Genomic DNA, 22,658 nt, shown 5'->3' with positions numbered 1-22,658 from the left:
AGGAGCGTGCCTGCGCGCGACAGGGCATTACCGGGACCGCCTCATCGCGCGCAGGCACGCTCCTACAAAGGCGCTGCCTAGCGCGATGGTTGCCCCTGCAACGCGCGCCGCGCCAGGCCCGGGTCGTCGGCGAAGAACGCATCGATGCCGGCATCCAGATACGCCTTCAACTCGGCCAGTGCACCGGCGTCGTTACGCTCGGTCACCGCGCCGCTGCTGCGGTTTTCGGCAGCCAAGAAGTAGTTCTCCGGGCGGAACGTGTACGGCTGCACCTGCAGTCCTGCCGCATGCGCGTCGTGCACCAGGCTGGTCGGCGTGCCCAGGCGTTGCTGCGCATCCAGCGGAATGATGCTGCGGATGTCCGGGCCGATCGCATCGGCGTAGCTGGCGACCTGCGTCAACCCCTCGGGCGTGATCATCTGCCCGTAGGTCCGCGGCGCGCTGCCCACGCCCGCATCGGGCAGCGCCATCTGCGCGCCGCCCAGCAACTGCAGCAAGCGAATATTGCTGCTGCGTCCGATCTTGCCGCGCAAATAACGCAGGTTGGCGGTTTCAAACGACTGGATCACCACCGGCGCGGTCTGCGTGTAGACATGCGCACGCAGACTCGCCAGCACCTTGTCTTCCATCGCCAGATGCAGCCGGCTGAAATAGCTCGGGTGCTTGATCTCCGGAATCAGCCCGATGCTGCGCCCGGTCGCCGCCGATTCGGCTGCGACAAAATCGATGATCTCGTCGAAGGTGACGATCTGAAACTGCCCATCCCAACGGGTGCCGCGCAACTGCGGCAAACGCTCGCGCGCGCGCAGCGTCTTCAATTCGGCCAGGGTGAAATCCTCGGTGAACCAGCCTTCCATCGCCTGGCCATCGATGGTCTTGCGGGTCTTGCGCGCGGCGAACTCCGGGTGGCTGGCCACATCGGTGGTGCCGCCGATCTCGTTCTCATGGCGCGCCACCAGCACGCCATCCTTGGTGGACACCAGGTCCGGCTCGACAAAATCGGCGCCATCGACAATCGCCCTGGCATACGCGGCCAGGGTGTGTTCCGGACGCAATGCGCTGGCGCCACGGTGCGCAAAGATCTGCACCGTCTTCGCCAACGGCGCCTCTGCCAACGCGGGCCCGCTCATGCCGACCATCATCGCCCCCAACAGCCAGATACGGTGGAACTGCATCATGCCTTTCTCCAATGAAAAAGCAGCCATCAACACCACCGCGTCATCGCCAAGCGAGCTTGGCCGATGATCGAGGCGGGATGCACGACCGTACATCCCGCTTCCTCCGCATCGCCCGCACCCGCCCGACAATCACTCGCTAGGTGTTGCCAGCCACTCTAAAACCATCCACGTCGATCGACACCGGAAATCAATAAGCAGCCACAAGACCCGCTGTTACCAATCCCCAATCCCGACTCCCCAATCCCTAACTCAGAACTTCGCATCCAAGGTCAAAAACACCTGCCGCGGCGCACTGGCATGGAACGCCAGCTGACGGCCAGTCGGATCGCTGTTGGCGAACGCGGTGAGGTTGGACGCATAGCGCTTGTCCGTCAGGTTGGTGACGTTGAGCGAGAGCTTGAGCCCCTGCAGCACGCCGGCCTGGCCGAAGTCGTAGCCGGCGCCCGCGTCGAACGAGGTGTAGCCGCCAAAGCCCTGATCGTTGGTGTAGGTGTAGTAGCGCTGGCCGGTGTACTTACCGCGCAGATTGATGTTCCAGTTGGCGTAGTTGAACGCGATTTCGCTGGCGAACATGCGCTTGGGCGTATCCACCGTGGTCTTGCCGGCGGTCGGGATGGTCACCCCGTTCTGCACATAGTTGTCGTCGTAGGTCGAGCGGTTGATCGAGGCCGAGTTGTACCACTGCAGGTAGCTGGTCGGCTTCCAGATCACCGTCAGTTCGCCACCGCGGCTGCTCACCGAACCCACGTTGAAGAAGCGTGTGGTGCAGGCCGGTGTGGTGCCCTGCTGGATGCTGGCGCAGGGATTGAGCGAGAGCAGGCGGTTGTCGAAGGTGACGTCGTAGCCGACCAGCGAGGCTTCGAAGTGGTCACGCACGAAGCGATAACCAGCCTCCACGGTGCGCGACTTTTCCGGCTCCAGCGCGCCGACGCTGGCATCGAACGAGGCCTGCGTCACCAGCAACGGACCACCGGCGCCGCCGCCCTGGAACGCGGCGATGTTTTCCGCGTACGAGGCAAACACTTCCTGCCCGTCTGCGATGCGATAACCCAGGCCGACCTGCGGCAGCACCGACTCGCTGGCCTTGATCGAGCCGGTCGCCACCGGTGCTTCCACCGCCAGCCCCGGCGTCTCGCGCGCAGTCATTTCGGTGCTGGGGCTCTTGATACCCAGATCCACGCTCAGGCGCTCGTCGAGGAACTTGAAGTTGCCCTGCACGTAGAACTGCCGCGTGGTGATGATGTAGTTCTGCGAGAACAGCCGGCGATCCGGATCCTGCAGGAACTTGTCGTCGCTGACCGGCCCGTCGATCCAGTAGAAATTGCGCTCCACATCGTGGTGATTGCGCTCGTACCACAGCCCGACTTCGAGGTGATGCGCGCCCAGGTTCCAGCCGAGCGATGCGATGCCGCCGGTACGGTTGATCCAGTAGTTGGTGCTGCGGATCGAGATCGGCAATGCCTGCGGCGTGCCCGGATTGGACGCCTGGCCCGGCGACCACCAGTGGCCCTGCCCCTTGTTTTCGTGGTGATAGACCTGGGTATGCAGGCTGATCGCATCGTTGGGCTGGAAGTCGCCGGCCACGTAGAACAGATCGTCGTCGCGCAACGCACGGCTCTGGTAGTAGGCATCGTCGACATTGTCCACGCCGCCGCTGAAACCGCAGCGCGCCGCATTGCGCGTGGCCGGTGCGCAGTACGCCGCGGCCAACGCGCGGTTCCAGTCCGGTGCGTACAGGTTCCAGTCCCAGCCCAGGCCGCGCACCATGCCGCTCTTGGACAGATACGCATAGTCCGCCTGCGAGGTGCGCGAGGTATCGGCGAATGCGGTCAGCTTGCCGCCGTCGAACTGGTACACGCCCTTGGCATTGAACTGCCGCGTGGTGGTCGACGAGTCCGGGCGCGCCCACATGTCGGCCTCGGCATTGATGCCCGACAGATACGCCGAAAAACCGTTGTAGTCGCCGGTGTCCACGCGCAGGAAGGTACGGCGATTGGCGTCCGAGCCCACCGTCTGCGACAGCTGCCCGCCGAACACGCTGGACGGATCGGCCGAGTAGTACTGGATGGTGCCGCCCAGGTTGCTGGTGGAGGCGGTGCCCAGCGCGCCGATGCCCGAGGCCAGCTCCACGCCGCCGAAGTTTTCCGCAATCAGCGCGCGGCTGATGTTGAGGCCGTTGTAGTTGCCGTAGGCGTTGTCGCCCAGCGGCAGGCCGTCGAGCGTATAGCCCAGGCGCGTGCCGTTGAAGCCGCGCAGGCTGATCGTCTGCGACTCCTCGTTGGCACCGAAGGCATCGTTGGATTGCACATTGACGCCAGGCATGCGGTTGAGCAGCTTCTGGATGCTGGTACCCGGCGGCAACACCGGAATGTCCTGCTGGGTGATGCGCTGCACCTGACGCGTTTCGCCCTGGCCGATCACCGAGACCGCATCGAGTTGCTGCACGGTCGTGCCGGTGTCGGCGGTCACTTCGGGATCGGCGGCATGGGCGGCCGGCGACAACACGAGGGCGGTGAGGACGGCGGCACTTAAGAGATGGGTCTTGGGCATGAGCGGCAGGGGGACGAGTCAAAAGATGACGGCAAGCGTGCGACAGCTGTCTTGCGCCGATGCGACTGCCACGTGACAGTGCCGCGACAGTCGCTGCGCATGCCGCGCCAGCGCTGCGCCGCGCTGGCATGCAGATGTCATCTGCGCGTCGTAATCTGCGAGCTCATCCGTCTGTGTTGTCCGAGGGTTGCTCCATGTCCGATCGCATTGCTCGCGCTTGTTCCCGGACGCTGACCAGCGTCGCCATCGCGGTGTTGGCAGTGGGATGCGGCAGTGCAAGCGCGCGCGACAAGGTGGCCCCCACGGGCTCGGTGATCGCCACCGATGCACATGGCTACCTGGAAAAAGCACACGTGCCCGACAGCCTGCGCCTGGTACCGCCGCCGCCGCAGGACGGCAGCGCCGCGCTCGCCAACGATCAAGCCATCGCCACCTCCATGCTCGCCCTGCGCGGCACACCGCGCTGGAACCTGGCTACACAGGACGCTGCGCTGACGTTCCCGGCGGCCGCCAATCACTTCAGTTGCGCGCTCGGCATCCAGATCGACCAGGCTCATACCCCGCACCTGCTGCGTCTGCTCGAACGCAGCATGCGCGACGCCAGCACCAGCACCAGCGCAGCGAAGGCCCGTTACCAGCGGCCACGCCCGTTCATGCGCAACGACCAGCCGATGTGCACGCCAGACGACGACGCGGCGCTGCGCAAGAACGGCTCCTACCCCTCCGGCCACACCGCCATCGGCTGGAGCTGGGGCCTGATCCTGGCCGAGCTGGCCCCCGCACAACGCGACGCCCTGCTCGCCCGCGGCCGCGCCTTCGGCGACAGCCGCCTGGTCTGCAACGTGCACTGGCAGAGCGATGTCCTCCAGGGTCGCATCATGGGCGCCGCCACCGTCGCCGCGTTGCACGACAATGCCGAGTTCCAGAAGGATCTCAGCGCCGCACGCCGCGAGATCGCCAAGGCGCGTGCGAAGCAGCCGGTAGCGCTCTCGGAATCGCCAGCCTGCGCAGCAGAGGACGCTGCGCTACAGACCATGCTGCCTGGTGTGATGTGATTCGTTTTTGCGGCGCGGGCGCGGGCGCAGGTTCTGGGTTTCGATGTCACAGCATGTGACTTGCTATTCACGCTATGCGCTTGTCACCGCTACGGTCCCGGATCAGAACACCAGTAGCAAGCATCTGCATTGGCTCTTCATGCGTGGCGGCAGGTAAGTGATTATTTGCCGATACAAAAGCTCGAAAAGATCTTGCCCAGCAATTCGTCGGCGCTCAGCTTGCCGGTGATCTCGCCGAGTGCTTCCTGTGCCAGACGCAATTCTTCGGCGGCCAGTTCGAGTTGTTCGAAACCCAGCTCCAGATCCGCCGCATCTGCGTGCTGTTCAGCACGACGCAGTGCCTCGACATGCCGCGTACGTGCGGAGAATTCGCCTTCCACGCTTTCCATTCCATCGCCCAGTGCGAGCTCACGCAACCGGGCATGCAACTGCTCCAGTCCCTGCCCGGTCACTGCCGATACCGCGATCGCATCGCGATCGAGCATTGCGGGTTCGGCCAGCAGATCGCATTTGTTGTGGATCCACAGCCGACGCGGCACCGCATCGACGGCATCGCCGATCGCATCGCGTGCGGCCTGCGGGTCGCGTGCATCCAGCACCACCAGCGCCAGATCGGCGCGCTGCAGTTCCACGCGTGCGCGACGCATGCCCTCGCGTTCGATCGCATCGCCGCCCTCGCGCAGACCGGCGGTGTCGACCAGGGTGAGTTCGAAGCCATCGAGCTGGATGGCTTCCTGCAAGGTGTCGCGGGTGGTGCCGGCGACATCGGTGACGATGGCGCGCTCGCTGCCGGCCAGTGCATTGAGCAAGGAACTCTTGCCGGCGTTGGGCGGGCCGATCAGCACCGCATGCAGGCCGTCGCGCAACTTGCGCCCGCGCTCGGCATCGCGCAGCAACTGCGCGAGCAGACCGCGAGCCTGCGTCAATCCATCGCGCACCTGCGCCCCGCCCAGCGTGTCCAGCGGCTCGTCGGCAAAGTCGATGGCCGCTTCCACGTGGATGCGCAGCCGGGTGAGGCCGTCGCTGACCTCATCGACACGTTGCGAAAACACACCGTCCAGCGATCTGCGCGCAGCACGTGCCGCGCGCAGATCGCCGGCGGCGATCAGATCGGCGATTGCTTCGGCCTGCGCCAGATCAAGTTTGCCGTTGAGAAAGGCGCGCTCGCTGAACTCGCCCGCGCGTGCCTGGCGCGCGCCCAGGGCAATGCAGCGGCTCACCAGTCGCCGCAACAGCACCGGGCTGCCATGGCCCTGCAACTCCACCACCGCTTCGCCGGTGAAGCTGTGCGGCGCCGGAAACCACAAGGCGATGCCATCGTCGATCACCTCGCCCTGCGCATCGCGAAAGCGTGCGTATCTCGCCTGCCGTGGTTGCAGATTCGGGACACCCAACTCGGCAGCGATCTGCGCGGCCTGCTGCCCGGACAGCCGCACGATGCCGATGCCTCCGGTTCCGGCGGCGCTGGCGATGGCAACAATGGTCGATGGCGAAGAAGACATGGGCAGATGGTAAGGCGTGTAGTCAAAGACGTGGCTTGCAGGCGCACATGCAGAAAGCCCGCCTTGCGGCGGGCTCTGTGCAACTGCTTACTTGGCGTTGGCCTGGATGATCTTGCTCGGCTTCTCGCCGTGCTGGCGGATCATCCACCACTGGATCAGCAGACCAAGGCCGCCGTTGACCACCCAGTACAGCACCAGGCCGGCCGGCATGAAGGCCATCATGACGCCGAACACCAGCGGCATGAACTGCATCATCTTGGCCTGCATCGGGTCCATGCCCGGGGTCGGGGTCAGCTTCTGCGTGGCCCACATGATGGCGATGTTGAGCAGCGGCAGGATGAAGTACGGATCGCGCGCGGTCAGATCCTGGATCCAGCCCAGCCACGGCGCCTGGCGCAGTTCCACCGATTCCACCAACACCCAGTACAGCGCGAAGAAGATCGGCATCTGGATCAGCAGCGGCAGGCAGCCGCCCATCGGGTTGATCTTTTCCTTCTTGAACAGCTCCATCGTCGCCTGCTGGTACTTGACGCGATCGTCGCCGTAGCGCTCCTTCAGCTGCGCCAGGCGCGGCTGGAACCGGCGCATCTTGGCGCCAGACTTGTACTGCGCCGCCGACAACGGATACAGCGCCAGGCGCAGCAACACCACCAGCCCGATGATGGCCCAGCCCCAGTTGTGCAGGAAGCTGTGCAGATGGCTCAGCACCCAGAACAGGCCCTGGCCGATGATGGCCATGATCGAGAAGCGGCTGTAATCGACCACGCGATCCAGTCCCTTCACGTCTTCCTTGGCGATCAGGCTGACCAGTTTCGGGCCGACCCACAGGCGTGCCTCGGTGGTGGCGGTCTGACCCGGCGCCACGGTGAAGGCCGGGCCACGCAGCTCTGCCACGTCACGCGGGCCGTCCTGGTTCAGCACATACAGCGAGGCCTGGTCCTTCTGCGGAATCCACGCGGTGAAGAAGTGGTGCTGCAGCAGCGCCACCCAGCCGCCGGTGATCTGGCGATTGAGGCCGCCATCGTCCATGTAGTCCTTGAACGCGCGACGCTCGTAGCCTTCCTGCGGGCTGTACCAGGTCGCCCCGTTGAAGCTGAAGGAATCCGGGTTGGTCATGCCGCGGCTGAGGATGGTCGGCACCCGGCTCAGCTTGCGGAACACGTAGCCGTTCCACGGCGCGCCACTCTTGTTGATCACCTCGTCCTTGATCGAGATCGCATAGCGACCGCGTTCCAGGGTGAAGGTGCGGCAGATCGACACGCCGTTGGGGCCATTCCACACGAACGGCACCACCAGGGTGTTCTGGCCCTTGGCCAGTTCGAACGCGGTGCCCGGCTGTTCGGCGCGGAAGCCGCCTACGCCCGGTACCGGCGAATGCTCGCTGGCCCAGCCGCTGGTGGCGTTATAGGGGTGCGCGGCATCTTCGGTCAGCAGGCTGACCGGCGCGGTGCCGTCCTTGGTCTGCGGAAACTGCAGCAATTCGGCATCGAGCACGCTGCGGCCGTCCAGTTTCAGGCGCAGCACGTCCGAGGTCAGGGTGATCACCGGCGCAGCACCGGCAGCGGCCGGCGTCGCGGCAGTCGTGCTGGTCGCCGGCACGGCGCCCGGCGCGCCCGCCTGCGGAATGGCCTGTGCCGCTGGCACATTAGCAGCGGTCGCAGCTGCGTCCAGGTCACGCGCGGCCGGCACCGACTGGGTCGCCGCGGCCACCGGCGCATTGGCGGCCGCCTTGTCCTTGCCCCACTCCATCCACAGCAGCGCCGCGACCATCAGCCAGGCAAAAATCAGGAAAACACGGGTCTGGTTCATCGGGCAGCAACTCGCTCAGTCGGAACTGGGTTCCGGCTCTGTCGGGGAAAGGGAGGATGGGTGCATCGTCCTGGCGGGCGGCATTGTGCCGGGCGCGGCAGGCAGGGGCAATGCGCCGGCACGGCGCAGCAGACGCACGAAGGCGTCGCGAATTTGTGGATTGGTCGCTTTTGCGGATGCCGAACGCGCCACAATCACGTAGTCACCGCCGGCAAGCTCGGGCAGCAGATGGCGCATGGCATCGCGCAGGACGCGTTTGATCCGATTACGGCCCACCGCACGCGTATCGACCTTGCGCGACACCGCCATGCCCAGGCGCGGCGGCGTATCGCCGGTCCGCCAGTGCAGGCTGAGCAACGGGTCCGAGGTACGACGTGCAGTATCGAAAACGACCGTGTATTGCGCACGCGTACGAACCCGCGCAGAGCGAGGAAATCGCCTGCACGGGTTCGATGCGTTCACGTTAGGGACTGCCTCGGCCGCAGGGAGCGGCGCGGCAATCAAGCGCTCAGGCGCTTGCGGCCCTTGGCGCGGCGGCGAGCCAGGATCTTGCGGCCGTCGGCGGTTGCCATACGTGCGCGGAAGCCATGGTCGCGTGCTCGCTTAAGGTTGCTGGGTTGGAAAGTACGCTTGGTGGCCATGGGGCCCTCTGCATGAATGGAGACGAATAGGACCGGCAATTCTATAGGGCCTCCCGCGCCCGGGTCAACTCCCCGGGCGCTTTACCGGAGGTGACGGCGGTCATGCCCTGTGGATGGACCTGTGAATAAGTCTGGGAAAACCCTGCCCTCGGTGCTAGTCTGGCCCATCCTCTTTTCACTACCGGGCTGCGAGCACGGCGCTTTTCTGCGCGCCGCAGCCAGCAACAGATGATCATACTTTGATGGATGCTTGGCCCCGCTGTCTGGAACGTCTCGAAGCCGAATTCCCGCCCGAAGACGTCCATACCTGGTTGAAACCCCTGCAAGCCGAAGACCGCGGCGACAGCATCGTGCTGTATGCGCCCAACGCCTTCATCGTCGACCAGGTCCGTGAGCGCTACCTGCCGCGCATCCGCGAACTGGTGGCGTATTTCGTCGGCAACGGCGAAGTGGCACTGGCGGTTGGCTCGCGCCCGCGTGCGCCGGAGCCGCAGCCGGCGCCGATGGCCGTGCCCAGCGCACCGGTTGCCGCGCCGATCGTGCCGTTTGCCGGCAATCTGGATTCGCATTACACCTTCGCCAACTTCGTCGAAGGCCGCAGCAACCAGCTCGGTCTGGCCGCTGCGATCCAGGCCGCGCAGAAGCCCGGCGACCGCGCGCACAACCCGCTGCTGCTGTACGGCAGCACCGGCCTGGGCAAGACCCATCTGATGTTTGCCGCCGGCAATGCACTGCGCCAGGCCAACCCGGCCGCCAAGGTGATGTACCTGCGCTCGGAACAGTTCTTCAGCGCGATGATCCGGGCACTGCAGGACAAGGCGATGGACCAGTTCAAGCGCCAGTTCCAGCAGATCGATGCGCTGCTGATCGACGACATCCAGTTCTTCGCCGGCAAGGACCGCACGCAGGAGGAGTTCTTCCACACCTTCAACGCGCTGTTCGATGGCCGCCAGCAGATCATCCTGACCTGCGATCGCTATCCGCGCGAGGTCGAAGGCCTGGAGCCGCGGCTGAAGTCGCGTCTGGCCTGGGGCCTGTCGGTGGCGATCGACCCGCCCGATTTCGAGACCCGTGCGGCGATCGTGCTGGCCAAGGCGCGCGAGCGCGGCGCCGAGATTCCGGACGACGTGGCGTTTTTGATCGCCAAGAAGATGCGCTCCAACGTGCGCGACCTGGAAGGGGCGCTCAACACCCTGGTGGCACGCGCCAATTTCACCGGCCGCTCGATCACGGTGGAATTTGCCCAGGAGACGCTGCGCGACCTGTTGCGTGCCCAGCAGCAGGCGATCGGCATCCCCAATATCCAGAAGACCGTGGCGGACTACTACGGCCTGCAGATGAAGGATCTGCTCTCCAAGCGACGTACCCGCTCGCTGGCGCGTCCGCGCCAGGTGGCCATGGCGCTGGCCAAGGAGCTGACCGAACACAGCCTGCCGGAGATCGGCGACGCCTTCGCCGGCCGCGACCACACCACCGTGCTGCATGCCTGCCGGCAGATCCGCACGCTGATGGAGGCCGACGGCAAGCTGCGCGAGGATTGGGAAAAGCTGATTCGCAAGCTCAGCGAGTAAGCCGGGAACGGCCTTGACGGCCCGCTTGGAGAAAAGCGTGGAAACGTTGGGGTCAAATGCGGGAGAATCTGTGGATAACGTTGCCTCGCAGGTCGGGCGGAAAACTATCCACAGGTTTTACCGCTAGACCAGGGGCACTAGTCCAACGACTTTCAGGCGCTAATTTGTCTTTGGAAACAAACAGTTATGGTGGTTATCCGCTGAAAACGGCCCTACCATCACCACCAAGCTTTTGATTTATTCCATATCTTTTAAAGCATAGGGGCACGGAACCACATGCGTTTTACACTGCAGCGCGAAGCCTTCCTCAAACCATTGGCCCAGGTGGTCAATGTGGTCGAACGCCGTCAAACCCTGCCGGTTCTGGCCAATCTGCTGGTGCAGGTCAAGGACGGACAGGTCTCCTTGACCGGTACCGACCTGGAAGTGGAAATGATCTCGCGCACGATGGTGGAAGACGCGCAGGACGGCGAAACCACGATTCCGGCGCGCAAGTTGTTCGACATCCTGCGCGCCCTGCCCGACGGCAGCCGCGTCACGATTTCGCAGACCGGCGACAAGGTCACGGTGCAGGCCGGGCGTAGCCGCTTCACTCTGGCTACGCTGCCCGCCAACGATTTCCCGTCGGTGGATGAAGTCGAAGCCACCGAGCGCGTCGCGGTGCCGGAAGCGGCGTTGAAGGAGCTGATCGAGCGCACTGCGTTCGCCATGGCCCAGCAGGATGTGCGCTACTACCTCAACGGCTTGCTGTTCGACCTGCGCGATGGCCTGCTGCGTTGCGTCGCCACGGATGGCCACCGTCTGGCGCTGTGCGAGACCGAGCTGGAGAAGTCCGGCGGTGCCAAGCGCCAGATCATCGTCCCGCGCAAGGGCGTGACCGAGCTGCTGCGTCTGCTGGAAGCGGCAGATCGCGAAGTGGAGCTGGAAGTGGGTCGCAGCCATATCCGCGTCAAGCGTGGCGATGTGACCTTCACCTCCAAGCTGATCGACGGCCGATTCCCGGACTACGAGGCAGTGATTCCGATCGGCGCCGATCGCGAGGTCAAGGTGGACCGAGAGGCACTGCGCGCATCGCTGCAGCGTGCGGCGATCCTGTCGAACGAGAAGTACCGCGGCGTGCGGGTGGAAGTGTCTCCGGGTCAGCTGAAGATCAGCGCACACAACCCCGAGCAGGAGGAAGCGCAGGAAGAAATCGAGGCCGACACCAAGGTCGACGATCTGGCCATCGGCTTCAACGTCAACTATTTGCTTGACGCGCTGTCTGCACTGCGCGATGAGCACGTGGTCATCCAGCTGCGCGATGCAAATTCGTCGGCACTGGTGCGCGAGGCCAGCAGCGAGAAGTCCCGCCATGTGGTGATGCCGCTGCGTCTCTGACGTTGCGTTCCACGTGGAACACGAGGAGCCCGGCGAAAGCCGGGCTTTTTCGTTTTGGAGATCAAGAGCGCTAGGTTCGTTGCGGTGTAAGGCTTTGGGAGGCTTGAGCGTCTCTGGGCATCCGCTCTCCGCTGGTTAGGTGCCCAGATGCCTGGGTGCCTCAGCCGAAGCGGCTGCGCCTTCGGGCAGGATCTTCGGAGTAGCAGCGCCGCACAGTCACCAAGCAAAGAACGTTTCGATAGAAGCCACTCTTGGGTAGCCAGACTTCAACGACCGCACAAGCGCATCAATTCATATGCTTGGATTGATGTGCGTAAGTTCGTAGGCGAGCAATATCAAAACAAAGGGGCATGAGCCTGGCGCGCTGCTGTGGTCGGCATTGATGCTTGGCCAATCTGTGATTGGAGGCAGCCCCAAGGATCAGTGCGCTGTCTTGCCCAGGGACAGTGCCACGTGAAATCGGTGTGCTCCGCGCAAGTAAGCAATCCACCCGGGACCTGTTGAGTCACGAAGACCCTGTTGGCAGGTTCACGGCGGGCACGTGGAACAACGGGCTTCTCCTCGTGTCACCCGCCAACATTGGGGAAAGCTGGCTTTGTCGCAGCTTCAGTGAGATTCGGTAGTCATGCGTGTGGTTTTGTCGTCAAGCAAAGTCATTCGCACTGGAATCAGTCTGAACCAGTTCATCAAGCACGGAGTGGTTCACTCCGAACCGAGACGTACAGCTACGTCTGAACTTGCGCGTTTTCAAGCCAGTTTTTGAGTTATGCACATCGAGTTTTGCTTTTAAATCTATAAATAATTTAAGAGCTTGGTGGTGATGGTAGGGCCAGATTTCGCCGTAAACTACCCTATGTGTTTGTTTTCAAATGACTTTTAGGCCTTGAAACCCTGTGTTTAGACCCGTGTGGAGGGGTCGACAACCTGTGGATAAGCAGGAGTGGTTGCTCAGCGCTGCTTTTTATCCACAGGTTGTCCCCTGCCTATCCCTCGGGTCAGTCCGCATCTGCGCGGGCAGAATCCGCATCGATCACGTATCCTCCGCTCCGACCGGGATGCCGGATCACAGCGCAGAGCAGACCGATCGATGCACGTAGTGCGGTTGTCCATCCATCGACTTCGTCGTTTCGAGACCGTCGACCTCCACCCCGCCAGTTCCTTGAACCTGCTGACCGGCGATAACGGCGCGGGCAAGACCAGCGTGCTGGAAGCGTTGCATCTGATGGCCTATGGCCGCAGCTTTCGTGGCCGTGTGCGCGACGGGCTGATCCAGCAAGGCGCCCACGATCTGGAAGTCTTCGTGGAGTGGCGCGAGGGCACTGCTGCGGCGGGAGAACGCACGCGGCGGGCGGGCCTGCGCCACAGTGGCCAGGAATGGACCGGCCGGCTGGATGGCGAAGATGTCGCCCAGCTTGGCGCCTTATGTGCCGCGCTGGCTGTGGTGACCTTCGAGCCCGGCAGCCATGTGTTGATCAGTGGCGGCGGCGAACCGCGTCGACGTTTCCTCGATTGGGGACTGTTCCACGTGGAACCTGACTTCCTGGCGCTGTGGCGACGCTACGCGCGAGCGCTCAAACAGCGTAATGCCTTGCTCAAACAGGGCGCACAACCGCGCATGCTCGATGCCTGGGATCACGAACTCGCCGAATCCGGCGAAACGCTGACATCGCGCCGTCTTCGCTACCTGGAGCGCCTGCAGGAGCGACTGATTCCGGTCGCCACGGCGATCGCCCCGTCGCTCGGGCTGTCCGCGCTGAAGTTCGCAACGGGCTGGAAGCGCCATGAGGTGTCGTTGGCCGACGCGCTGCTATTGGCACGCGAGCGTGATCGCCAGAACGGCTACACCTCGCAAGGGCCGCACCGGGCTGATTGGGCGCCAGCCTTCGATGCATTGCCGGGCAAGGATGCGCTCTCCCGCGGCCAGGCAAAACTCACTGCTCTCGCCTGCCTGCTCGCGCAGGCCGAAGACTTCGCCCACGAGCGGGGCGAATGGCCCGTGATCGCGTTGGACGACCTAGGGTCGGAGCTGGATCGCCATCATCAGGCACGCGTGCTGCAGCGGCTGGCGTCCGCACCGGCGCAGGTGCTGATCACCGCCACCGAAATGCCGCCCGGCCTGGCCGAATCCGGCAAACTCCTGCATCGGTTCCACGTGGAACACGGCAATGTAGCCGTGCTAACGCCCGCCGCGTAACCGTCGGCGGCGCAGGTGGGCCGACTGGTATAATTGGCGGGCTATCCCCCTTTTCCCACGGTGCGATGCGGCTCCTGCCGCCTGCGCCCGTGTTGTGGAGCTAACGGCACACGCATGACCGACGAACAAAACACCTCGCCCACTCCCAACGGCACCTACGACTCCAGCAAGATCACCGTGCTGCGTGGCCTGGAAGCCGTCCGCAAGCGCCCCGGCATGTACATCGGCGATGTCCATGATGGCACCGGCCTGCATCACATGGTGTTCGAGGTGGTCGACAACTCGGTCGACGAAGCCCTGGCCGGTCATGCCGACGACATCGTGGTGAAGATACTCGTCGATGGCTCGGTGTCGGTGTCCGACAACGGCCGCGGCGTACCGGTCGACATCCATAAGGAAGAAGGCGTTTCGGCGGCCGAGGTGATCCTCACCGTGTTGCACGCCGGCGGCAAGTTCGACGACAACAGCTACAAGGTTTCCGGCGGCCTGCATGGCGTGGGCGTGTCGGTGGTCAACGCGCTGTCCGAGCACCTGTGGCTGGACATCTGGCGCGACGGCTTCCACTACCAGCAGGAATACGCGCTGGGCGAGCCGCAGTACCCGCTCAAGCAGCTGGAAGCCTCGACCAAGCGCGGCACCACGTTGCGCTTCAAGCCGGCCGTGGCGATCTTCAGCGATGTCGAGTTCCACTACGACATCCTGGCGCGCCGCCTGCGTGAGCTGTCGTTCCTCAATTCCGGCGTAAAGATCGCGCTGATCGACGAGCGTGGCGAAGGCCGCCGTGACGATTTCCACTACGAAGGCGGCATCCGTAGCTTCGTCGAGCATCTAGCCCAGCTCAAGTCGCCGCTGCACCCGAACGTGATCTCGGTGACCGGCGAGCACAACGGCATCGTGGTGGACGTGGCCCTGCAATGGACCGACGCCTACCAGGAAACCATGTACTGCTTCACCAACAACATCCCGCAGAAGGATGGCGGCACCCACCTGGCCGGCTTCCGTGCTGCGCTGACGCGGGTGCTCAGCAACTACATCGAGCAGAATGGCATCGCCAAGCAGGCCAAGGTCGCGCTGACCGGCGACGACATGCGCGAAGGCATGATCGCGGTGCTCTCGGTCAAGGTGCCCGACCCCAGCTTCTCCTCGCAGACCAAGGAAAAGCTGGTCAGCTCGGATGTGCGCCCGGCGGTGGAAAACGCCTTCGGTGCGCGCCTGCAGGAGTTCCTGCAGGAGAATCCGAACGAAGCCAAGGCCATCACCGGCAAGATCGTCGACGCCGCCCGTGCGCGCGAAGCCGCGCGCAAGGCGCGCGACCTGACCCGCCGCAAGGGTGCGCTGGACATCGCCGGCCTGCCCGGCAAGCTGGCCGACTGCCAGGAAAAAGACCCGGCGCTGTCCGAGCTGTTCATCGTCGAGGGTGACTCGGCAGGTGGCTCGGCCAAGCAGGGCCGCAACCGCAAGAACCAGGCGGTGCTGCCGCTGCGCGGCAAGATCCTCAACGTCGAGCGTGCGCGTTTCGATCGCATGCTGGCGTCCGACCAGGTCGGCACGCTGATCACCGCGCTCGGCACCGGCATCGGCCGCGACGAATACAACCCGGACAAGTTGCGCTACCACCGCATCATCCTGATGACCGACGCCGACGTCGACGGCTCGCACATCCGCACCCTGTTGCTGACGTTCTTCTACCGACAGATGCCGGAGCTGATCGAGCGCGGCTACATCTACATCGGCCTGCCGCCGCTGTACAAGCTCAAGCAGGGCAAGAGCGAGCTGTACCTCAAGGACGATGCGGCGCTCAATGCCTATCTGGCCAGCAATGCGGTCGAAGGCGCTGCGCTGATCCCCGCCACCGACGAGCCGCCGATCACCGGCGAAGCGCTGGAAAAGCTGTTGATGCTGTTCACCAGCGCTAACGAGGCGATCGCGCGCAATGCGCACCGCTACGACCCGGCGCTGCTCACCGCGCTGATCGACCTGCCGCCGCTGGACGTGGACAAGCTGCAGGCCGAAGGCGAACAGCACCCTACCCTGGATGCGCTGCAGGCGGTACTCAACCGCGGCACCCTGGGCACGGCGCGCTACCAGCTGCGTTTCGACCCAGCTACCGACAGCGCCTCGGCGTCGCTGGTGGCGGTGCGCAGGCACATGGGCGAGGAATTTACCCAGGTGCTGCCGATGGGCGCGTTCGAAAGTGGCGAGCTGCGTCCGCTGCGCGAGGTCTCGTTGGCCCTGCACGACCTGGTGCGTGAAGGCGCGCAGATCGTGCGCGGCAACAAGACCCACCCGATCACCAGCTTCGCCCAGGCGCATGCCTGGCTGCTGGAAGAGGCCAAGCGCGGCCGCCAGGTACAGCGCTTCAAGGGCCTGGGCGAAATGAACGCCGAGCAGCTGTGGGAGACCACGGTCAATCCGGATACGCGTCGCCTGTTGCAGGTGCGTATCGAAGATGCCGTGGCCGCCGATCAGATCTTCAGCACCTTGATGGGCGATGTGGTCGAGCCACGTCGCGACTTCATCGAGGACAACGCGCTGAAGGTGTCCAACCTGGACATCTGAGCCACCGTCGCCCGCCGGCACATCGCGCAGGCGATGCGCCGGCGTCTGCGGTTTTTTCAGGACGACGATGCGCACAGATCCTCCACAGAGGCCGGCAGCGACGCCGGTTGCCGGCAATGCCCCGCTGCTTCCGCCATTGCTCGGCTTCGGCATCGATGTACTGATTGCCACCGGCCTGCTGCTGTTGCTGAGCGTGGCCGGTTTCGCGCTCAGGGGCGTGTTCCGCGGCGTCAGTGCCGTGCAGGCCGCCAAGGCGCAAGGCCTGACGCTCTCTTCGACCGAGATCATGGCCGCGCTCGGCCAACCCGGCGTGCTGGTGCAATTGCTCACCGCGCTGGTCAGCACCGCTTCGCCGGCGCTGCTGCTGTATTACTGGCGCCGCCGTGCGACCGCAGACGAACACCGGGCTTCGCGGGCCGCTGCAAGGCGTGCCTCCACCTGGGGCTGTACCGCGCTGATCGCTGCCGGCGTGTTCCTGCTCAGCAATCTGGTCAGCGTCGCGGCGTCCGCGCTGGGCATCAAGCCGGTGCCGACCAACCTGCCGCTGATGGAAGAAGCCATCAAGCAATGGCCGCTGGCGCTGGTGGTGTTTGCGGTGGCCATCGCCCCCGCGTATGAAGAATTGCTGTTCCGACGCGTGCTGTTCGGCCGCCTGCTCGCCGCCGGCCGGCCCTGGCTGGGCATCGCGCTGAGCAGTGCGATCTTTGCGCTGGTGCACGAAGTGCCCGGTGTCAGCGGCAATGGCCCGGCTGCCATCGCGCAACTGTGGCTGGTCTACGGCGGCATGGGCGCGGCGTTCGCATGGCTGTATTGGCGCACCGGCACGCTGTGGGCACCAATCGTCGCGCATGGCGTCAACAACGCCACCGCCCTGGCGGCGCTGTACTTTTTTGGGGTCGGCTGAGCCGTTTGACGAAAAGTTAAGACGAGCCTGCCAAAATGCCCCCAGGGTTCAAGGGGGATTGAATGAAAGCTAGGCTGTTGATCGTTGTCGCCGTCCTTGCACTGACGGCATGTGCCACCACAACCTCGCCGACCGGCCGCCGACAGGTGGTGGGAGGCGTCACGCAGGACCAGCTCGACAAGCTTGGCGCAGAGTCGTTCGCGCAGACCAAGGCCAAGGAAAAAGTCAGCACCGACGGCAAGCAGAACGCCTATGTGCAGTGCGTGGTCAATGCGCTGGTGGCGCAGCTGCCGCCGCAGTGGCGCGAGACCCGTTGGGAAACCGCGCTGTTTGTCGATGACGAAGCCAACGCGTTCGCGCTGCCCGGTGGCAAGGTCGGCGTGAACACCGGCATCTTCACCGTCGCCAAGACGCAGGATCAGCTGGCCGCCGTGCTCGGACACGAGATCGGGCATGTGATCTCGCGCCATCATGAAGAACGGATCACCCGTCAGCTCGGTGCGCAGACCGGCCTGGGCATCATCGGCGCGCTGGCCGGTGCAGCCTATGGCGACGGTGCGGCCAGTGCTGTCAACCAGGTCGGCGGGATGACCGCCCAGACCGTGTTTCTGCTGCCGGGCTCACGCACCCAGGAGAGCGAGGCCGATGTGGTCGGCCAGCGTCTGATGGCCCAGGCCGGCTTCGATCCTGCCCAGGCGGTGACGCTGTGGCAGAACATGATGGCCGCCAGCGGCAACCGCCAGCCGCAGTGGCTGTCCACCCACCCCGACCCCGCCAATCGCATCCGCGAACTGCAGGCAGACGTCAGTCAACTCGCACCGGTTTACCAGCAAGCGCGACAGGACGGACGCGTGCCGCGCTGCGGCTGATATCGCAGCGCTTACGTACCGAATGTCGCAACACAGCATGGAAACCGTTTTCGGGAACTGAGACTTTCTGCTAACTTTGCCGGCTCAGATTTTTCGTACAGCGTTTATTCCGCTTTTCGTACCGCCCGACGGCGGCTCGTCCGAGGTGAAACATGAAACTGCTCAACCGCAAGCAAGCCCTGTTGTCCCTGTTCATCGCCGCGTCGCTGGGCGGGGCTGTCGTCGCCGATGCGGTCGCGCAGTCGGATCGTTCGTCCGAGCGCGCCAGCCGCAAGTCCAAGAGCAGCGGCAAGGCCGAAGAGTTGTATCCGCAGTCCACCCGCGCCGCGCCGACGATCAAGCCCTCGTCCAAGCTGGGCAGCAAGCTGCAGAAACTGATCGAGACCTTCAACAAGGGCGAAGACTTCCCGGCCGTGCGTACCCAGGCCGACGAGATTCTCGCCAATGGCTCGGCCAACGAAGCCGACAAGGCGCTGGCCTCGCAGCTGGCCGCCCAGGCGGCGTACAACATGGACGACACCGCCGCCGCTAAGAAATACCTGCAGCAGGCGATCGGCCTCAATGCGCTGGACAACAACGGCCAGTTCCAGTCGATGCTGATGCTGGCGCAGTTGCAGATGCAGGACGACCAGCAGGCCGAAGGCCTGGCCACGCTGGACAAGTATCTGGACGAGAGCAAGTCGCAGCGCCCGGAAGATCTGATCCTCAAGGGTCAGGCGCTGTACCAGGCCGAGCGCTACAAGGAAGCCATTCCGGTGTTGAAGCAGGCCATCGCCGCCTCGCCCGAGCCGAAGGACACCTGGAACCAGTTGCTGATGGCGTCCTACGCAGAGGCCGGCCAGACCGGTGAAGCGGTGGCCGCCGCCGAAGCGCTCGCCGCCAAGACGCCGAACGACAAGAAGGCCCAGCTCAACCTGGCCAGCATGTATATGCAGGCCGATCAGATGGACAAGGCTGCCGCAGTGATGGACAAGCTGCGCGCTGCCGGGCAGTTGACCGAAGAAAAGGAATACAAGCAGTTGTATTCCATCTACGCCAACACCGAGAACAAGGAAAAGGACGTCATCGCGGTCATCAATGAAGGTATGCAAAAAGGCATCCTCAAACCCGATTATCAGACATACCTTGCGCTGGCACAGTCGTATTACTACAGCGAAGATGTGCCCAAGGCGATCGAGAATTGGCAAAAGGCCGCACCGCTTTCCAAGGACGGCGAGACCTATCTGAATCTGGCCAAGGTGCTGCATTCGGAAGGTCGCATCCCGGAGGCCAAGCAGGCCGCGCAGCAGGCAATCGCCAAGGGTGTCAAAAAACCCGATGACGCCAAGAAGATCATCAATCTGAAGTAAAAAAGAAAATAAACCCCCGAAATCCCTGTGTTTTTAGTGGTTACAGGACTCGGGATTGGTATAAGCTTGGGGGTTCCTGCGGTGTCAAAGCCGTCCGAAAACCTGGGGATCATCACAGTGATCCGGGGCCCCCACTGAAAGAGCCATTGGCGCATGACGGAACAACTCGTTATCCACAGGCATGACTATGATGCCGGGAACCAGGGTCTGAGCTGGGCCCGCATTATCGGCATTGCTTTTGTAATTGCCTTGCACCTCACTGCACTGATGATGTTGCTGATCCCTGCAGTGGCGCCGAAGGCTCCGGCAGAGAAGGAGCGCACCACCATGGTCACCTTGGTGGATGCACCGCCTCCTCCCCCGCCGCCGCCGCCGCCGCCGGAAGACAAGCCGCCACCGCCGGTCAAGAATCTGTCGCCGCCGAAGCCGTCACCGGTTCCGCCGCCGCCGGAAGCTCCGGTCGTCGATGTTCCCGAACCGCGTCCGAGCGATATCGTCACGCCGCCGAGCCCGCCGGCTCCGCCGCAACCGCCGAGTGACATCGGCGCCAGTGTCGATATCTCGTCCAAGAACATGAACCCGCCGAAGTACCCGCCGGCAGCATTCCGTGCCGGTGTCCAAGGTGAGGTCATCCTGATCGTGGATGTGGATGCAAGCGGCAACGTGACCAATGTGTCGGTCGAAAAGTCCAGCCGCAACCGCGACCTTGACCGTGCCGCGATGGACGCAGCACGCAAGTGGAAGTTCAACGCCTCCACTGTCAACGGGCAGAAAGCCGCCGGACGTGTCCGCGTCCCGGTCAACTTTGCTCTGAACTGATCCCACGGGACGGCTACGGTCGGCCCAGGATCCTGTCTTCCTTTCGCTCCACCCTTCATCACCACACACAACAAAGGTAAGCGTCATGCTGCAGGAATTCTTTATCGCCGCCGCTGCAGGGGGCTCCAATCCGTCGGCCGCTCTGTCGCAGATGGGCTTCGAGCACTTGATCACTGAAATGACCTCCAGCCCCGGCGATTTCGCCGTGTCTTGGGTCGTCTTGATCACCCTGATCGCCATGTCCGCTGCCTCCTGGTACTGGACTGTCATCAACATCTTCCGCGCCACCCGTCTGAAGAGCGCGGCTGACCGCGTCACCACCGCGTTCTGGGATGCCCCGAATGCACAGGACGCCATCCGCGCCATGGAAGAGCAGCCGGCTTCCGAGCCGTTCTCCAAGATCGCACTGGACGCAGCGCAGGCTGCTGCTCACCACCAGCGCGCCGAAGGCAGCACCGGTGGTCTGGGCGAGAGCCTGAGCCGCTCGGAATTCGTCGATCGCGCCCTGCGTCAGGCCGTGACCCGCGAGAGCACCAAGCTGCAGTCGGGCATGACCCTGCTGGCCACCGTCGGTGCGACCGCACCGTTCGTCGGTCTGCTCGGTACCGTGTGGGGCATCTACGGCGCGCTGATCAAGATCGGTGCAACCGGTTCGGCCTCCATCGACGCCGTTGCCGGCCCGGTGGGTGAAGCGCTGATCATGACCGCGATCGGTCTGTTCGTCGCCATCCCGGCCGTGTTCGCGTTCAACTTCTTCTCCAAGGTCAACAGCTCGGTGATCGCCAAGTTCGACACCTTCGCCCACGACCTGCACGACTTCTTCGCCACTGGTTCGCGCGTTCGCTAATCCGTAGTAAAGAACGACTTCGCAACGATTTAGACGGAGCCCGTTATGGCCTTCAGTAGTGGAAACAGCGGTGGCCCGATGGCCGACATCAACGTGACGCCCCTCGTGGACGTGATGTTGGTGCTGCTGATCATCTTCATCATTACGGCACCGCTGATGTCCCATAAGGTCAAGGTGGAGCTGCCAGAGGCCAACCTGATCCAGAAGGAAGATGCGGAAAAACGCGCCGCGCCGATCACCCTGGCCGTCAAGGAAGACGGGTCGCTGTACTGGAACGACGAGCCGATTTCCAAGGAAGCCCTGGAATCGCGCCTGTCCACCGCCGCACAGCAGACACCGCAGCCGCCGCTCAACTTGCGTGGCGACCGCACGACCAAGATGCGTACGATCAATGAGATCACCAAGATCGCGCAGGGTCAGGGCATGTTGGACGTCGGCTTCGTCGCAACCAAAGAGAAGGGGCAGTAAGCCATGGCATTCAGTACCGGTGGAAACCGTGGCCCAATGGCCGACATCAACGTCACACCCCTGGTGGACGTGATGCTGGTGCTGCTGATCATCTTCATCGTGACCGCGCCGATCATGACCTACCCGATCGCCGTGGATCTGCCGCAGCGGGTGCTCAACCCGCCACCGCAGACGACCGAACCGCCGCCGCCGATCGAGTTGCGTATCGACGCCAGCAACCAGGTGTTCTGGAACAACAGCCCGACCCCGGTCGCGCAGTTGCAGCAGAAGATGGAAGAAGTGGTGCAGGCCGATCCGACCAATCAGCCGGAACTGCGCATCGATGCCAATGAAGATGCGGAGTACGAGGTGATGGCCAAGGTGCTCGCTGCGGCGAAGAACTCGCAGATGAAGAAAATCGGCTTCATGCAGTAAGACATCGCAACACCGCAACACAACAGTCATGACGCGACTGCAACGCCACCGGAAACGGTGGCGTTTTTTTATGCTCGATCGCAGCATCCACGCTCACAGCACAGGAGGCAGTCATGGCTTTCAGTACGGCAGGCAATCGGGACCGCTGGCGGAGATCAATGTCACGCCGCTGGTGGATGTCATGTTGGTGTTGTTGATCATCTTCATCGTCACCGCTCCGATGCTGGCGCGGCCAATCACGGTGGACCTGCCACAGCGCAGCGAGCAAGCCCGGTCACGAATGGAGCCGCCTGCACCGATCGGGTTGCGTGTGGACGCCAGCGGGCAAGTGTTCTGGAATGCAAGCCCGATCATGCTGCAGGAATTGCAGCCCAGGTTGATCGAACAGATGCGCCAGGCAGCCGGCAATCAGCCAGAGCTGCGCATCGCCGCCAGTGCGGATGTCGAATACGCGGTGATGGCCAAGGTGCTGGCTGGGTAATCCCCCCACTTCTAGCGGTCGCCAGAAGTGGAGCTAAGTGGCCATCGCCAACTTCATGGCAGGCGTGATGC

The 22,658-nt window shown here is 63.8% G+C and carries 18 protein-coding genes, 1 other RNA gene and 1 pseudogene; 14 read left to right on the top strand and 6 right to left on the bottom strand.

What is annotated here, in order from left to right:
- Positions 1–77 precede the first annotated feature (77 nt).
- Positions 78–1,178, bottom strand: coding sequence for a glycerophosphodiester phosphodiesterase (locus LL972_RS18025; protein WP_228328754.1), 1,101 nt, complete (start codon positions 1,176–1,178; stop codon positions 78–80).
- Positions 1,179–1,255: 77 nt separating this feature from the next.
- Here LL972_RS18025 and LL972_RS18020 point away from each other — a divergent pair.
- Positions 1,256–1,330: non-coding RNA, sX9 sRNA (locus tag LL972_RS18020), on the top strand.
- Positions 1,331–1,427: 97 nt separating this feature from the next.
- Here the strand turns inward: LL972_RS18020 and LL972_RS18015 are convergent.
- Positions 1,428–3,728, bottom strand: a complete 2,301-nt coding sequence (locus LL972_RS18015; protein WP_228328753.1) for a TonB-dependent receptor — start codon at positions 3,726–3,728, stop codon at positions 1,428–1,430.
- A gap of 194 nt (positions 3,729–3,922) precedes the next feature.
- Here LL972_RS18015 and LL972_RS18010 point away from each other — a divergent pair, with 194 nt between their 5' ends.
- Positions 3,923–4,783, top strand: a complete 861-nt coding sequence (locus LL972_RS18010) for an acid phosphatase (protein ID WP_228328752.1) — start codon at positions 3,923–3,925, stop codon at positions 4,781–4,783.
- 161 nt (positions 4,784–4,944) lie between these two features.
- Here LL972_RS18010 and mnmE read toward each other — a convergent pair whose 3' ends face one another.
- From mnmE to rpmH, 4 genes are all read right to left on the bottom strand, one after another.
- Entirely contained in the window at positions 4,945–6,285 is a 1,341-nt protein-coding gene (mnmE, locus tag LL972_RS18005) for a tRNA uridine-5-carboxymethylaminomethyl(34) synthesis GTPase MnmE (RefSeq protein ID WP_228328751.1), read from the bottom strand.
- A gap of 87 nt (positions 6,286–6,372) precedes the next feature.
- A complete protein-coding gene (gene yidC / locus LL972_RS18000) occupies positions 6,373–8,094 on the bottom strand; it encodes a membrane protein insertase YidC (RefSeq protein ID WP_228328750.1) in 1,722 nt (573 codons plus the stop codon).
- A 15-nt stretch (positions 8,095–8,109) separates the two neighbouring features.
- Positions 8,110–8,556 (bottom strand): ribonuclease P protein component, encoded by a 447-nt coding sequence (gene rnpA / locus LL972_RS17995; protein ID WP_228328749.1) that lies wholly within the window; start codon positions 8,554–8,556, stop codon positions 8,110–8,112.
- A gap of 38 nt (positions 8,557–8,594) precedes the next feature.
- Positions 8,595–8,735 carry a 50S ribosomal protein L34 gene (gene rpmH / locus LL972_RS17990; protein ID WP_002805908.1) on the bottom strand — a complete coding sequence of 47 codons (141 nt, stop codon included), beginning with the start codon at positions 8,733–8,735 and terminating at the stop codon, positions 8,595–8,597.
- Positions 8,736–8,977: 242 nt separating this feature from the next.
- Between rpmH and dnaA the strand changes: the two genes are divergently transcribed.
- From dnaA to LL972_RS17930, 12 genes and pseudogenes are all read left to right on the top strand, one after another.
- A complete protein-coding gene (gene dnaA / locus LL972_RS17985) occupies positions 8,978–10,306 on the top strand; it encodes a chromosomal replication initiator protein DnaA (protein WP_228328748.1) in 1,329 nt (442 codons plus the stop codon).
- Positions 10,307–10,582: 276 nt separating this feature from the next.
- Complete coding sequence (dnaN, locus tag LL972_RS17980) at positions 10,583–11,683, top strand: DNA polymerase III subunit beta (protein WP_055852563.1); 1,101 nt, start codon at positions 10,583–10,585, stop codon at positions 11,681–11,683.
- A gap of 1,087 nt (positions 11,684–12,770) precedes the next feature.
- Positions 12,771–13,877: a DNA replication/repair protein RecF gene (gene recF, locus LL972_RS17975; RefSeq protein ID WP_228328763.1), complete on the top strand. Its 1,107-nt coding sequence runs from the start codon at positions 12,771–12,773 to the stop codon at positions 13,875–13,877.
- A 114-nt stretch (positions 13,878–13,991) separates the two neighbouring features.
- A complete protein-coding gene (gyrB, locus tag LL972_RS17970; RefSeq protein ID WP_228328747.1) occupies positions 13,992–16,436 on the top strand; it encodes a DNA topoisomerase (ATP-hydrolyzing) subunit B in 2,445 nt (814 codons plus the stop codon).
- Positions 16,437–16,503: 67 nt separating this feature from the next.
- Positions 16,504–17,340, top strand: a complete 837-nt coding sequence (locus LL972_RS17965; protein ID WP_228328746.1) for a CPBP family intramembrane glutamic endopeptidase — start codon at positions 16,504–16,506, stop codon at positions 17,338–17,340.
- 62 nt (positions 17,341–17,402) lie between these two features.
- A complete protein-coding gene (locus LL972_RS17960; protein WP_228328745.1) occupies positions 17,403–18,209 on the top strand; it encodes a M48 family metallopeptidase in 807 nt (268 codons plus the stop codon).
- A 152-nt stretch (positions 18,210–18,361) separates the two neighbouring features.
- Complete coding sequence (locus LL972_RS17955) at positions 18,362–19,558, top strand: tetratricopeptide repeat protein (protein ID WP_228328744.1); 1,197 nt, start codon at positions 18,362–18,364, stop codon at positions 19,556–19,558.
- A 153-nt stretch (positions 19,559–19,711) separates the two neighbouring features.
- Positions 19,712–20,377: an energy transducer TonB gene (locus tag LL972_RS17950; RefSeq protein ID WP_115655202.1), complete on the top strand. Its 666-nt coding sequence runs from the start codon at positions 19,712–19,714 to the stop codon at positions 20,375–20,377.
- A gap of 85 nt (positions 20,378–20,462) precedes the next feature.
- Positions 20,463–21,224: a TonB-system energizer ExbB gene (gene exbB / locus LL972_RS17945; protein ID WP_005912445.1), complete on the top strand. Its 762-nt coding sequence runs from the start codon at positions 20,463–20,465 to the stop codon at positions 21,222–21,224.
- 45 nt (positions 21,225–21,269) lie between these two features.
- Positions 21,270–21,692: an ExbD/TolR family protein gene (locus tag LL972_RS17940; protein WP_011035268.1), complete on the top strand. Its 423-nt coding sequence runs from the start codon at positions 21,270–21,272 to the stop codon at positions 21,690–21,692.
- Between the two features lie 3 nt (positions 21,693–21,695).
- Positions 21,696–22,106, top strand: coding sequence for an ExbD/TolR family protein (locus LL972_RS17935; protein ID WP_011035269.1), 411 nt, complete (start codon positions 21,696–21,698; stop codon positions 22,104–22,106).
- A 113-nt stretch (positions 22,107–22,219) separates the two neighbouring features.
- Positions 22,220–22,587, top strand: a pseudogene (locus tag LL972_RS17930) (ExbD/TolR family protein).
- The last annotated feature ends 71 nt before the right edge of the window (positions 22,588–22,658 follow it).

The organism is Xanthomonas campestris pv. asclepiadis (assembly GCF_020784175.1).
Lineage (GTDB): Bacteria > Pseudomonadota > Gammaproteobacteria > Xanthomonadales > Xanthomonadaceae > Xanthomonas > Xanthomonas campestris_D.
This window is presented reverse-complemented; position numbering and strand designations above follow the sequence as displayed.